Annotated in this window: 2 protein-coding genes and 1 pseudogene; 2 read left to right on the top strand and 1 reads right to left on the bottom strand. The window is 58.1% G+C overall.

Features of this window, described 5'->3' with window-relative positions:
* Positions 1-256: 256 nt before the first annotated feature.
* Positions 257-1,402 (bottom strand): annotated as a pseudogene (locus EH164_RS03325) (IS3 family transposase).
* Positions 1,403-1,950: 548 nt separating this feature from the next.
* Here EH164_RS03325 and EH164_RS03320 point away from each other — a divergent pair.
* Together EH164_RS03320 and EH164_RS03315 are read left to right on the top strand one after the other, a co-directional pair.
* Positions 1,951-2,151, top strand: coding sequence for an MbtH family protein (locus EH164_RS03320; protein WP_124967284.1), 201 nt, complete (start codon positions 1,951-1,953; stop codon positions 2,149-2,151).
* Positions 2,152-2,202: 51 nt separating this feature from the next.
* Positions 2,203-15,603: an amino acid adenylation domain-containing protein gene (locus EH164_RS03315; protein WP_124967283.1), complete on the top strand. Its 13,401-nt coding sequence runs from the start codon at positions 2,203-2,205 to the stop codon at positions 15,601-15,603.
* The last annotated feature ends 9 nt before the right edge of the window (positions 15,604-15,612 follow it).

The following is a 15,612-nucleotide window of genomic DNA, read 5'->3' as shown; positions in this document are numbered from 1 at the left end:
ATTTTTGCGAGTGAGGGATTAAGCAACGCTACCGCCCTCAGGGCGCAGTCCTGATCATTTTGATTATATCAGGATGTTACCTAATCCTTACATTTATACAAGTGATCAATGAGATAAATGCAAATGCAGAATGTTAAACCTGCATGTAATTATCCCCACCTGAAACATATATTATTACTGTGAACACCACTCGCGAAACGGTACTTTTCTCCTAAGACCAGAAGCAGATCGTAACACCTCAATCGCCACTGATAATCTAGACACTTCTGAGCCGTTGATAATATAGGTTTTCATATTCAGCCGGTGGCATCTGCTCGCTCGAGCCATGCCGATGCTTACTGTTATAAAACATTTCGATATAATCAAAAATATCGCTTCTAGCTTCGTCTCTCGTTCCGTAGATCCTTTTCTTAATCCGTTCACGTTTCAGTAGCTGGAAAAAGCTTTCCGCAACCGCGTTGTCGTGGCAGTTACCGCGACGACTTATGCTGTCTTCCAGACCGTGTGATTTCAGGAACGCCTGCCACTCATGGCTCTTGTACTGACTCCCTGATCAGAGTTAACCAGTACCTGCTTTTGAGGATTACGCCTCCACACCGCCATAAGTAATGCGTTCAGGACAATCTCTTTTGTCATGCGGGTTGCATTGACCAGCCGATAACTTTTCGGGAGAACAGGTCAACCACCACAACCAGATACAGCCAGCCTTCGTGGGTTCGGATGTAGGTTATGTCCGTCACCCAATGCTCATCCGGTGAGTCCGGATTGAACTGCCGCTGGAGCCTGTTGGGTGTTACGATGCTGGCTTCGCCTATACGTGCCCGTGGGCTACGGTACCCAACCTGAGCTTTTATTCCGGCACGCTTCATCAGCCGCCAGCCCCGGTTCACTCCGCACTGCTGTCCGGTATCACGCAGATCGAGATAGATCTTGCGATAACCATAGACGCAGCCAGACTCAAGCCAGAACTGTGTGATCTGCCCGGTCAGCATCTGCTCTGTCTGGTGACGCTGTGAATGTGGCTGCTGAAGCCAGAAATAAAATCCACTCACATGGACATCCAGAACCCGACAGAGCAAACGAACAGGCCAGCAACGGCTGTTGTCGCGGACAAAGGCGTACCTCAGTCGGACAGCTTTGCGAAGTACGCCGCGGCTTTTTTTAATATGTCCCGTTCGTCCGTAACCCGCTTCAACTCTTTCTGAAGACGGCGGATCTCGTCCTGAGCATCTGACTGTTCATTATGAGTGGAAGAATCCGGACCGTACTTCTTTATCCAGGCGTAAAGACTGTGAGTGGTGATATCGAGACGTGTTGCAACACTGGAAACAGAATGACCACGATCAACAACCTGTCTGACAGCTTCAATTTTAAACTCTTCAGGATAACGCTTACCGCTCATGGGCACCTCTCTTTAGGTCATCTTATATGACTCTGAGGTCTCTGTTAAACCCGTGGCGATTCAGTTTTAAAGGGATTGAAAATCCCCGTGTCCTTGGTTCGATTATTCGCCGCAAGCGGCTCACCCCTTCGGGGCCAGCGCGACAAGCGCGCTGTTCAACGCCTGCGGCGTTAGTCCGGGTCCGGGCACCACTTATTCAGAGAACCCAGCCTATGGCTGGGTTTTTGCTTTTCTACGACCGGACTCTTCATCAAAGTTCGTTCGATTATTAACCACACACCACGTTTCATATTAATTAATACCTATGAGTGCATTTTAAAAAATAATATTATTCAAAAAAGGGAAATGTCATTTATTTTATCTATAGTATTTAAACCTTAACGCGGGAATAAAATTCTTATTTATTCACGCTATTATTAATTCACGATAAAACGTGAGATAGATCACAACAAGGAGTTCTCCCTTTTACAGCCTTCTATTACAGATTGCCTTAAAGATTTTTATTCTATAAATATTACCCTCGTTTTTATTATTACAGGGGCAAGTAAATGAGCAATCCATTCGAAAATGAAAACATTACTTTTTTAGTATTAGTAAACGCAGAGAATCAGCACTCTTTATGGCCGGAATTTATGGTTGTCCCCGATGGCTGGGAAGTGGTGTGCGGGCCCACCAGCCGCAAGGAGTGCGTTCAGTACATTGAGGAAAACTGGAAGGATATCAAGCCGAAAAGTTTACAAAATCTATAATCCCTTGTTGCCCACTCGTTATCCTATTTCGCTTTAATATTGAGGTTTTATATGTCCGCACCAGAAGACATGGAATATTTCGCTTTAACGTCGGCTCAGATGGGCATGTGGTTAGCGAATGAAGTCGCACTGAATCAAGCAAATAATAATATTAGTGAGTATTTAATTATTGATGGCACAATTGATCCATCACTATTTAAAGACGCTATAAAAACAATGATTGCTGAAACTGATGCCATACATGGCCGTTTTTTTTATGTAAATAACGTTGTCAGGCAATCATTGACGCCTGTTAATGATTATGAAACAGGCTTTTGTGATTTCAGTATGATGGACGACCCGTGGGCAACCGCCATTGAATATATGACGGCACAGACAAACAGAGCATACTCGCTCTCCGAAAAATATCTGTTTACCTTTTACCTGATTAAGATCGCCGAAAACAAACATCTCTATTATCAGTGCAGCCATCACATTATTTCCGATGGTTTTGGTGCCGCGATGCTGCTCAGCCGCACCATCGAGATCTACAACTGTTTAATCGCTGGCGAGCCGGTCTCCCCCTCCCCTTTAGGCAGTTTTAAAACATTGATGGCAGATGATATCGAGTATCGCCACTCAAAGCGTTTTGCGCGCGACAGGGAATACTGGGTATCGCGCTTTAGCGATCTGCCAGAACCGGTGAGCCTCGCCGGGCGCGCCGCCCCCTGCAACCAGCTTATTCGCCAGCGCATCTCGCTGGAAAAACCCTTCCACGACGCCATCATGCAGCGGGCCAGCGACTCCGGCTTTACGCTGCCGCAGCTGCTCACCGCCCTGAGTGCGATCTACCTCTACCGCATTAGCGGTAATGAAGATTTAGTGATTGGCTTTCCGATGGCGGCACGCGTTGGGCGAGTACAGCGCAGCATTCCTGGCTTAATGTCGAATATCATGCCGCTGCGCTTAAACTTATCACCGGCGCTTACCCTCAACGACGTGATGGCGCAGGCGATGAAAGAGATGATCTCCTCGTTGCGCCATCAGCAATACCGCCATGAAGATCTGCTCCGCGAGCTTAACGTCACGCGCCCGCTGTTCAACACGGCAATTAACGTTGAACTCTTCGGCGAAAACCTGGCGCTGACAGGGGCGAAAACCTTATCCGTTAATCTCTCCAACGGCCCGGTGGAAGACTTAAGCATCTTCTTCTTTGGCTACGGCAATGAACGCACAATGGTGCTTGGCTTCGATGCCAACAGCGCGCTCTATAGCGAACAGGAGCTGCTTGCCCATTATGAAAGAATGACGGCGCTATTCAGTGAACTGATTGCTAACCCTGAGATGGCGATCGGCGTTCCCGCTTTACTGAGCGCCAGTGAGTACCAGCAGATTGCCCTGCTGAATGATAAAACCGCCGCGCCGACGCCCTCCTTTACGCTGGCGGAGTGCTTTGAAAAACAGGTTCACCTCACACCCGATGCCCCGGCCATCTTTTACGAGGAGAGCGTGCTGAGCTATGCCCAGCTCAATAGTCTGGTCAACCAGATGAGCCACTATCTGCGCCAGCAGGGGGTACGGCCGGGCGACATTGTCGGGCTGCTGCTGCCGCGCACGGATAACCTGGTGATCGCCATGCTGGCGATTATGAAAGCCGGTGCGGTCTATATGCCGTTAGATCCCGATCACCCCGGTGAGCGGATAAAACATATTCTCGCCACCGCCGCGCCGACCTGCCTGTTAACCACCGCCGAAACGTCGGCTCTGGTTGCACAACTCCCGCAATATCAAATTGATGATAACGACATTATTGCCGGTATTATTTCGCAGCCAGAAACAGACCCTGTCGCATCGCCCGCCCAGCGGCAGCAGGCGGCGTATGTGCTCTTCACCTCCGGCTCGACCGGTGCGCCGAAAGGGGTGCTGATCCCCCATCACGCTTTGACCAATTTTATGGTGGCGATGCAGGAACATGTTCAGCTCTCGGCGGAGCATCGTTTAATGGCCGTCACCACGGTCGGGTTTGATATTGCCGCGCTGGAGCTTTTCCTGCCGCTGCTCAACGGTGCAGCGGTGGTGATTGCTTCTCGCGAAGCGGCGCGTGACCCGCACCTGCTGGCAAACGAGATTAATCGCTGGAACATCACCCATTTGCAGGGTACGCCAGCGTTGTGGCAGGGCCTGGTCAGCTATCAACCGCAGGCGCTGGCAGGTCTCACCGCGCTGGTGGGCGGCGACGCGCTGGCGGCCAATCTGGCCGAACAGATGGTGGCGCTGGCATCGAGAGTGATTCAGGTTTACGGGCCAACGGAAACGACGATCTGGTCAACCCTCCGCGAGCTGACCGCCGATCGCGTGGCTCCTTCGATCATCGGTCTGCCGATCAACAACACCCAGGTTTATATCCTCGACAGCGCGCTGCAACCAGTGCCGGTGGGCCAGCCAGGCGAGCTCTACATCGCCGGGGACGGCCTGGCGTTTGGCTACCTGAAACGCGCCGATCTCACCAGCGAGCGCTTTGTCGCTAACCCGTTTGGCCCTGAGGGTTCGCGCATGTACCGCACCGGGGATATCGCCTTCTGGGAGCACGATATGCAGATCGGCTTCCTCGGGCGCGCGGACAACCAGGTGAAGATCCGCGGCTACCGCATTGAGCTTGGCGATATCGAAAATGCGCTGCTTCGATCAAAGGCGATCAAGCAGGCGCTGGTGCTCGCGCATGATGAAAAAGCCTCCGGGCAAAAACGGCTGGTGGCCTACGTGGTGCCGCACGACGGCGCGCACTGTTCGCCGGAAACGCTGCGCGCCGACTTAGGCAAACAACTGCCGGATTATATGGTGCCGTCAGTAATGATGGTGCTGGAGCAGTTCCCCCTCACGGCGAATGGCAAAATTGACCGCCGCGCGCTGCCCGTACCAGCCTTCACCGCGCCCGCCCGCGTGCTCCCTTCCACACCGCAGCAGGAAAAACTGTGTCAGCTCTTTGCCGAGTGCCTGGACAGCGCGTTACCGGGAATCGATGACAACTTCTTCAGCCTTGGCGGCCATTCACTGCTGGCGCTAAAACTACTGAGCCGCATCCGCGAAGAGTTCAAGAGTGAGATCTCGCTGAAGGCGATCTTCGATGCGCCCACCGTGGCGGAGCTGAGCGTGCTGATTGAGGCCGGACGCGGCGCTACCGTGCGCCCTGCGCTGGTGGCACAACCGCGCCCCGCCATTCTGCCAATGTCGTTTGCCCAGCAGCGCCTGTGGCTACAGGAGCAGATCGCGCCGGGCAGCGCTTACAATATGCCGCTCGCCATCAGGCTTAACGGCAAACTGGATGCCGCAATGCTGACCCAGGCGCTGGCGGATGTTATCGCCCGCCATGAAAGCCTGCGTACGCGCTTAACCCAGCAGGACGATACCCCTTGCCAACAGGTGATGACGCCGGAAGAGGCGGCATTTACCCTGCAACAACAAACCATTGCGCCAGACGATCTGACCGCACAACTGATGCAGCATAGCGCGCATGTTTTCGCCCTCGATCGCGAACTGCCGATCAAAGGCTGGCTCTATCAGCTCGCACCCGAGCAGCATGTTCTGCTGCTGGTGATCCACCACACCGCAGGCGATGGCGGCTCCCTCTTCCCGCTGTTGCAGGATCTGAGCCTCTGCTGGCAGGCACGCCTGGCGGGTCACGCTCCCGATCTTGCACCGCTTGCCGTGCAGTATGCAGATTACGCCCTCTGGCAACGCGCGCTGCTCAGTGAAGAGCAGGATGAGAACGCCCTCTTCACCCGGCAAATGGCCTACTGGTGCAATCAACTGCAGGGGCTGGCGGAGGAGATTACGCTGGCAGGCGATCGCCCGCGTCCGGCGCGCGCCACCTCTGCGGGCGATCGCGTCGCCTTTACGCTGCCGGATGGGGTGTTTACCAGGCTTGCGGCGTTGAGCGCGCAAACGGGGGCCAGCCTGTTTATGCTGCTGCACGCAGGCCTGGTGGCATTGCTGCACCGCATGGGCGCGGGCGACGACATTGCGATCGGTACGCCGATCTATGGCCGTACCGATATCGCACAGCTGCCGATGATTGGTTACTTTGCGAATACCGCGGTGCTGCGCACCCGGGCGTCCGGCAACCCGGAATTACGCACGCTTATTGAGCTGGCGCGCAGCGCAGTGCTGGAAGCCAATGAGCACCAGGATATTCCTTTCGAACGCCTTGTCGAAGCCCTGGCACCAGACCGCTCGCTGGCAAAACATCCGCTGTTCCAGGTGATGCTGGCAGTCGATACGCCGTGGCCGCAGGCTGTCAGCTTCGAAGGGTTACAGCTTGAACAGCTGGAGCTGCCCAGCAGCAGCGCGAAATTTGATCTGCTGTTTAATTTCAACATTGATGAGCAGCACGGGCGCGTAAGCGGGCATATCGAATACGCTACCGATCTCTATAACGCGCGCACCATCGAGGGCGTTGCTGAACGCTTAGTCCACGTGATTGAGACACTGGTGAGCGCGCCGACTACCCGCGTTGGTGAGCTGCCGCTATTAACCTCTGCCCAGCGCGAAACGCTGCTTAGCGGCTGGAATAACACCCGTGTCACGCTGCCTGAAGTGCGTTTAGCCGCGCTGTTTGAACAGCAGGTGCTGCGCACGCCGGATGCCATTGCCGTTAAGCAAGGCAGCAAAACGGTGACCTACAGCCAGCTAAACCAGGCGGCGAACCGTCTGGCGCACCGGCTGATTGCGCTGAACGGCGGGAACACCTTCTGCGCCGGGCTGCTGATGCAGCACTCCATTGATGAAGTCATTGCCACGCTTGCGGTGATCAAAGCGGGCGGCGCTTACCTGCCGCTGCGCCCGCGCGATCCCCTTGAGCGCCAGCAGATGATGCTGGATGACGCAGGTGCCACGCTGCTTATCGCCGACGCGGGGCTGCCACTTCCGGATGCCGCGCATATCATTCACCCGGCGGACGACGCGCAGCAGGCGGGAACAGAGACCAACCCTGCATTGGCGGGTGCGGCGCAAAGCCTCGCTTACATCATGTACACCTCCGGCTCGACCGGGAAACCGAAGGGAATTGCCGTCAACCAGCAGAGCGTGGCGGCCCTTGCCCTTGATCGCCGCTGGTCGCCGGAGGATCATCAGCGCGTCTTGCTGCACTCCCCGTCAGCCTTTGATGCCTCCACTTATGAATTGTGGGTGCCTCTGCTGTGCGGCGGTCAGCTGATTGTCGCTCCGGCCGGTGAGCTGGATATCGATGCGCTGGCGCAGATCGTCATGGCGGAAAACGTGACCGCGCTGTGGCTCACCGCCGGTCTGTTCCGCCTGATGGCCGAGGAGCATGCCAGCGCGCTGAAAGCGGTGCGCCTGCTGATTGCCGGGGGTGATGTGCTGCCGGTGGCGGCGATCAGAAAGGTCATGACGCAGTGCCCTGAACTGAAGATGATGAATGGCTACGGCCCGACGGAAACCACGACTTTTGCCACCACGCACCTGATGCCGGGCATCCCGACGGAGATGACGGTGCCCATCGGCGCGCCCATCGATAACATGCAGACCTACGTGCTGGATGGTTATCTCAATCCGGTGCCGGTCGGCGTTCCCGGCGAGTTGTATATTGCCGGTCTCGGCCTGGCCCGCGGGTATCAGAACCAGCCGGTGCTCACGGCAACGCACTTTGTCGCTAATCCGTTTGCGCAGCCCGGCGAGCGCATGTACCGCTCCGGGGACTGGGCGCGCTGGCGTGAAGATGGCGTGATCGAATACCTCAGCCGCGGCGATCAGCAGGTGAAAATTCGCGGCTTCCGTATTGAGCTGGCGGAAGTGGAAACCGCGCTGCAACAGCAGCCTGCCGTGGCGCAGGCGCTGGCCTGCATCGTCGAGCCAAACGCAGGCAATAAGCAGATTGTCGCTTATGTTATCCCGCGCAAAGCGGTGGACTTCGATGCGGAACAACTGCGCACGGCGCTGAGCGCGCAGTTGCCGGACTTTATGGTGCCAGCAATGATTATCCCGCTGGAGACCTTCCCGCTAAACGCCAACGGCAAAGTGGATATGCGCGCCCTGCCCGCGCCGCTCTTCACCGCCGCGCAGCGTCGCAGCGCGCGCAATGAGCGCGAGAGCACGCTCTGCGCACTCTTCGCCGAGGTGCTCGGCCTGGACGACATCGGCATTGACGACAACTTCTTTGCCCTCGGCGGCCACTCGCTGCTGGCTTCGCGTCTGATCAGCAAGGTGCGCCGCGAAATGCGTGTCGATCCTGCGATCCGCGATCTCTTTGAAGCGCCGACGGTGGCGCAGTTTGCCGAGCGTTTACGCAGCGCAGCGCCTGCGCGTTTGCTCCTCCGGGCGCGTGAAAAACCGGCCCATCTGCCGCTTTCCGCCGCGCAGCGTCGGCTGTGGATGATCGATCGTATCGAAGGGCAAACCGCCACCTACAATATGCCGCTGACGCTGGAGCTTACGGGCGCGGTAAACATCGCGGCGCTGGCTGCGGCATTGAACGATGTGAAGCTGCGCCATGAAACGCTGCGCACGCGCTTTTTGCAGCAGCCCGACGGCAGCGTTTATCAGCACGTTACCGGGGATGAGGAGGCAGCCTGCACTCTGATAACCGAACACGTTGCGTCTGACGAACTGCAAAGCCGGATGCTGAGCGCCGCGCAATATACCTTCGATTTAGCCGGGGAAGATCCCTGCCGCGCGTGGCTCTTTACCGTCAATGAAGAGCGCCATCTGCTGCTGTTTTTAATGCACCATATCGCCAGCGATGGCAGTTCGCTCTCTCCGCTACTCCAGGATCTGGCTGCGGCCTATAACGCCCGCGCGCAGGGCCAGGCTCCGGCCTTTGCGCCGCTTGCGGTGAATTACGGCGATTATGCGTTGTGGCAGAACGACTGGCTGGGCGAGATCAACGACGACGACACTCTGGCGGGCCGCCAGCTCGCCTGGTGGCGCAACACGCTCGCCGATCTTCCCGACGAGCTGAAGCTGCCACTCGACCGTCCACGCCCGGCGCGCGCAAGCTACCGAGGCAAGCAGTGTCGCTTTACCATCGATGAAGGGCTGCACGCGCGCCTGCTGGAGGTGGCAAAAGCGCACAACGCCAGCCTGTTTATGGTGTTGCAGGCAGCGCTGGCCGTGCTGCTGCACCGCATGGGCGCAGGCGACGACATTCCTGTTGGAACCGCCATTGCCGGGCGCAGCGATGAGGCGCTCGAACCGCTGGTTGGCTTCTTTATCAACACGCTGGTAATGCGCGCCACCATTGACGACAACCTCACCTTCAGCGCCCTGCTGGAGAGGGTTCGCGACTATGCGCTGCAAGCCTACGAGCACCAGGACCTCCCCTTTGATAACCTGGTCGAGGCACTAAACCCTGAGCGTTCACTGGCGCGTCACCCTCTCTTCCAGGTGATGCTGGTGCTGCAAAATATGGCCTACAGCGAAGCGCGCTTTGACAACCTGCAAACCCGGGCTGCCACACCGCTGCTGCCGGTGGCGAAGTTCGATCTGACCTTTAATATCGAAGAGACGCCGACAGCGCTTAACGGCATTCTCGAATACGCCACCGATCTGTTTGACGATGCCACCGCCGAAGCGCTGGCCGCGCGTTTCGTGCTGGTACTGAAAGCCGTGATGGCAGAGCCGCAACGGCGCGTTGGCAGCGTTCCGCTGCTGCTGGCGGAGGAGTGCCAGGCCGCTGTACCGGCCTGCACCTCTTTTAACCAGTGGGCTAACGCCACGCTGCACGAGGTTTTCGAACAGCGGGTGCGTGAAACACCGCAGGCGACGGCGCTGAGCCTCGGCGATGAGACGCTGAGCTACGGCGAGCTGAACCAGCGCGCCAACCAGCTGGCACGCTATCTGGTAAGCCGCGGTATCGGCACGGAAGATAGCGTCGCGCTGGCGCTGCCGCGCACCATGGAGACGCTGGTGGCGCTGCTCGCCATCGTCAAAGCGGGCGCCGCCTACCTGCCGCTGGATGTGCATAACCCGGCGGATCGTCTGGCCTACATTGTTGATGACGCCAGACCGGCGCTGATTATCACCCTCGCGGAGTATGCCGGTACGCTGAGCACCACGCTGCCCGAACTGCTGCTCGATACGTCGCAGTGCCAGCAGCAGCTTGCCGGGCTGAGCGCCGACGATCTCAGTGACGACGAGCGCCTGCGCCCCGTCACGCCGGAGAGCCTGGCGTACATCATCTACACCTCCGGCTCCACCGGTAAACCGAAAGGGGTGATGATCCACCACAGCAATGTGCTGCGCCTCTTTGCCGCCACGGAGGGCTGGTTTAACTTTGCCCGCACCGACATCTGGACGCTGTTCCACTCCTGCTCCTTCGACTTCTCCGTCTGGGAGATCTGGGGCCCGCTGCTCTACGGTGGCGAACTGGTGGTAGTGCCATTTATCGTTAGCCGCGATCCGCAGGCCTTTTTACAACTGCTGAGCGACAAACGGGTCACCATCCTCAACCAGACGCCATCCGCCTTCTATCAGCTGATTGAAGCGGAAAACGCGGTTGCGCCAGCAAGCTGTCCATTAACACTGCGCAAAGTGGTGTTTGGCGGTGAAGCGCTCGATCTGAGCCAGCTTGAGCGCTGGTATCAACGCCATGACGACGCAGCACCAGAGCTGATCAACATGTACGGCATCACCGAAACCACCGTTCATGTGAGCTATCAGCCGCTGACGGCGGAGGGGGCGCGCAACGCCTCCGGTAGCCTGATTGGTGTGGCGATCCCCGATCTGCATATCCATCTGTTAGACGATGCGCTGCAACCTGTTCCGGTGGGCGTGGAGGGCGAGATGTATATCAGTGGCGCAGGCCTGGCACGCGGCTACCTGAACCGCGTGGCGCTAAGCAGCGAACGCTTTGTTGCCGACCCGTATGGCGAGCCAGGCACGCGCATGTACCGCTCCGGCGATGTGGCGATCCGCACCCGCAAAGGCGAGCTGAACTATTTAGGCCGCGCCGATCAGCAGGTGAAACTGCGCGGGTTCCGCATCGAGCTGGGCGAGATTGCCGCCGCGCTGGCGAGCTATCCGCAGGTGACCCAGGCCGAAGTGATCCTGCAAAACGATAACCCCGGCAACCCGCAGCTGGTGGCCTATATCATCAGTGACGGAAATAGCCCTGTCGACATGGCGGCGCTGCGCCATCATGCGGCGGATAAACTGCCGGAATATATGGTACCTGCCGCCATTGTGCAGATGGAGAAATTCCCACTGACCATCAATGGCAAGCTGGATAAACGCGCCTTGCCGAAACCCAGCATGATGCAGAGCGCAACCCGGCGTCAGCCGCGTAATGCGCAGGAGGAGATGTTAGCGGGCCTCTTCGCCGAGGTGTTGCAGCTGGAAGCGCCGGGCATTGATGACAACTTCTTTATGCTCGGCGGTCATTCGCTGTTAGCGATGCGCCTGATAAGCCGCATCAGCAGCGAGCTGGGCAAAAATGTGCCTATCCGCACGCTGTTTGATTACCCCACCGTGGCACAGCTCGCCAGCCAGCTGGCGCAGGCGGAGATCGCCCCGAAAGTGGCGCTGACCCCGCAACCGCGCGGCGAGTATTTGCCGCTCTCCTTTGCCCAGCAGCGCATGTGGCTGTTGAAGAACCTAGACGATAACCACGCGGCCTATAACATGCCGCTCGCCGTGCGCTTCAGCGGGCCGCTGAACGAAGAGGCGCTGGGCCAGGCGCTGCGTGATGTGGTGGCGCGTCATGAAGTGTTACGCACCCTCTATCCGCTCCATCAGGAGCAGCCTTACCAGCATATTCTCGCCGCTGATTCGGTCGAAATGACGCTGGCGGTGAAGTCGGTGACTGAAGAAGCGCTCGCCAGCGCGCTGGATGAGGCATCAACCTATGCCTTTGACCTGGCTAGGGAAATTCCGCTGCGCTGTACGCTGTTCCGTTTGCCGCAGATGCATGAACAGGTGTTGCTGATTGTCATTCACCATATCGCCTGCGATGGCGGCTCGCTGGCACCGCTGTTCCACGATATCTCCTGCGCTTACAACGCACGCTGCCAGCAGCAGGTACCGACGTGGACGTCGCTTGCGGTGCAGTATGCCGACTATGCGCTGTGGCAGCGCAGCCTGCTCGGCGAAATCGAGGAGAACACGCCGCTCTGCGCGCAGCAGATCGACTTCTGGCGCAGCGCGCTGGCGGACGCGCCGGAAGAGATGCTGCTGCCCGTCGACCGTCCGCACCCGGCTTCACCGAGCTATATGGGCGAGCGGGTTCATTTCCGGATCGACGAGGCGCTCTATCAGCGGATCAAAACCCTGACGCAACAGGAAGGAGTAACGCCCTTTATGCTGCTGCAAGCGACCGCCGCTATCCTCTTTAGCCGCATGGGTGCAGGCGACGATATTACGCTTGGTACTGCCGCAGCGGGACGCTCAGATGAAGCCATCGGCGATCTGGTGGGCTTCTTCGTCAATACGCTGGTGCTGCGCGTCGATCTGGCGGCAAACCCCAGCTTCCGCGCCGCGCTTGCCAGCGTTCGCGACTATATGCTCTCTGCCTACGTCAACCAGGATGTACCGTTCGACTGGGTAGTCAAAGCGTTGAATCCGGGGCGCTCCTCTGCCAGACATCCCCTCTTCCAGGTGATGATGGTGCTGCAAAACAACGCCAATACACCGCCGCAACTGGTGGATGTGCAGGCCGCCCACCAGCCGGTCGGTCTGGTGACAACCAAGTTTGATCTGTTATTCAACTTTGATGAAATTAGCGGCGAAAATGGCGAAGTCTGCGCGCTTGATGCGCAAATTGACTTCCCTGTGGAGCTGTTTGATCGCTCAACCGTCACCGCGCTGGCCGGTTACTTTGTGCAGCTATTGCAGGCGGCGGTCGACGCGCCGGATCGGCCAGTGAAAAACCTGCCGTTACTGAGTAACGAACAGCGCGACGCGCTTATTCATGTCGGCAATGACACCTTTGTGGATCTGCCGCCGGCAACGTTAGCGCAGGAGTTTGCCTGCCAGGTGGCGAAAACGCCGCACCACATCGCCATCAGCTGTGGCGACGAGCAGCTTACCTATCAGGAGCTGGATGCGCGCGCCAATGCCTTAGCCCATAGCCTGCAACAGCATGGGGTGAAAGCGGAACAGGGCGTGGCGTTACTGTTTGAGCGCTCCCTCTCACTGGTGATTGGCGTGCTCGCGGTGGTGAAAGCGGGCGGCTTCTATGTGCCGCTGCGCACCAGCGATCCATTTGAGCGCTGGCAGCATATTACCCATACGCTGGATGTGCGCATCGCGGTTGTGGATGAGCAGCATAGCGCGACGCCGCTGCCGGAAGGGATTGCGGTGCTGACGGTCAACAATGCGCATACGCAGGAAGAAGCGCCGACCATCTCGACGCCGCTTAATCCTGACCATATCGCTTATGTGATGTTTACCTCCGGCTCCACCGGTCAACCGAAAGGGATTGCCGTTACCCAGGATAACGTCGTTGCGCTGGCGCGCGATCGCCGCTGGCAGGGGGAGCATCATCAGCGCATCCTGCTGCACTCTCCGTATGCCTTTGATGCCTCAACCTATGAGATCTGGGCGGCGCTGCTTAACGGCCACCAGGCGGTGATTGTGCCGGGAGAAGCGCTGGATCTGCCGGTGATCACCTCAACGATTACCGATCGCAACGTGACGGCGCTGTTTTTAACCTCCGGGCTGTTCCGCCTGATTGCCGAAGAGGCGTGGCAGTGCCTGGCGGGGGTCAGCAAGGTCTATACCGGCGGCGAGAAGATCTCCGCAAGCGCGGTACAGTCAGTGCGCGAGCACTTGCCGGATCTCGAGCTGATGAACATCTACGGCCCGACAGAGACGACGACTTACGCCACGGATTACCCGATTACGCAGGCAGATGCGCCCTATGTAGATGTGCCGATCGGCTATGCGTTGGATAACACCCGTTTATATGTGCTGGATGAGCACTTACAACCGCAGCCGGAGGGCGTTGCAGGCGAGCTTTACATCGCCGGGCGCGGGCTGGCGCGCGGCTATGTGAACCATCCGGGCCTCAGCGCGGCGCACTTTGTCGCCGATCCTTATGGCCCGGCGGGAAGCCGTATGTACCGCACCGGGGACAGGGTCAAACGCCGCCGCGATGGCGCAATCAGCTTTGTCAGCCGCGGCGATCAGCAGGTGAAAATTCGCGGCTTCAGGATTGAGCCAGGCGAAATCGAGATCGTGCTGAAACAGCATGAGGCCGTGCAGCAGGTGGCCGTTATTCCGCTTGAAGATGCGGCGGGCCATAAACAGCTGGTCGCCTATGTGGTGGCGAGCGATCCGCAAGAGACGCTACCTGAGGCTCTGCAACAGTTTGCCCGTGAACGTCTGCCGGACTTTATGGTGCCTGCGGCGGTAGTGCTGCTGGAGGCGCTGCCGCTCAATGCCAACGGTAAACTGGCGATTAAGTCGCTGCCGAAGCCGGATTTCAGCACCGAGGCCGGGCGGCAACCGCAAAGCAAGCGGGAGATCTGGCTGGCGGAGAAATTCAGTACGCTGCTCAAGGTTGAGAACGTCAGCATCGACAGCAGCTTCTTTGCCATGGGTGGCCACTCCCTGCTGGCGGCGCGCCTGATTACGCAGATTGACCGCGAACTGCAAGTGAAGCTGACCATCCGCGATCTGTTTGAATCGCCGACGGTCGCGATGCTGGCGCAGCGGCTGGAGAGCAACCGTCACAGCAACATGCTGGATATGATGCTGCCGCTGCAACCGCTGGGCGATAAAGCCGCGCTGTTCTGTCTGCCTCCCGGCGGCGGCCTGAGCTGGTCCTACTCCGGGCTTATTGGCTACCTCGGCGATCGTCAGCCGATCTACGGTCTGCAAGCAAGCAGGATCAGCACCGGCGAACCAGCGGCCTCGGTAGAGGTACTGGCGAAAACCTATCTGGCGGAGATCTACAAAGTCCAGCCAGAAGGCCCTTATGCTCTCCTCGGCTGGTCTTTTGGCTGCCATCTGGCCCATGAGGTCGCCACGCTGTTACAGAAAGAGGGGCATGAGGTCAGCACGCTGGTGCTGGTGGATGGCTATCCGCTCGGGGAGCATTATCTCGAGACGATAATGAGCGACGAAGAGGGGCTGAAGGTGCTGTTCGAAGCGCTGGTGGGTGCCGTTCCGGATGACCAGGCGTTGCTCTCCGTTGAGGGGTTACGGCGTGAGTTGCAGGCGATGGAACACCCTCTCGCGGACATGGAGCCGGTGATTTTCGAGCGCATCTTTGCCGAGCTTCGCGACGCGCCGCTGCTGCTGGCCGCCTCGACGCCGGCGTGCTATCGCGGTGATATGCTCTTCTTCAAAGCGACGCAGCGCAATGCGGATGACGAGGATTTCGATCCTCTGCTCTGGGCAAACCATGTTGATGGCAATATCATCGTCCACCCTGTGCCGAGCACCCATAATGGTATGTTCAGCCCGGAGGCGTTGAAAACCATCGGCCCGGTGATTCAGCGCTGGCTTGAGAGCCACTGAGCGGATCGA

It is taken from the genome of Kosakonia sp. CCTCC M2018092, from assembly GCF_003864115.1.
GTDB lineage: Bacteria > Pseudomonadota > Gammaproteobacteria > Enterobacterales > Enterobacteriaceae > Kosakonia > Kosakonia cowanii.
The sequence above is the reverse complement of the archived record's forward strand: the minus strand, read 5'-3'. Positions and strand labels throughout refer to the sequence as shown.

Coding starts and splice junctions, on each gene's coding strand:
- EH164_RS03320 (WP_124967284.1), top strand. CDS start 1,951: ATGAGCAATCCATTCGAAAATGAAAACATTACTTTTTTAGTATTAGTA.
- EH164_RS03315 (WP_124967283.1), top strand. CDS start 2,203: ATGTCCGCACCAGAAGACATGGAATATTTCGCTTTAACGTCGGCTCAG.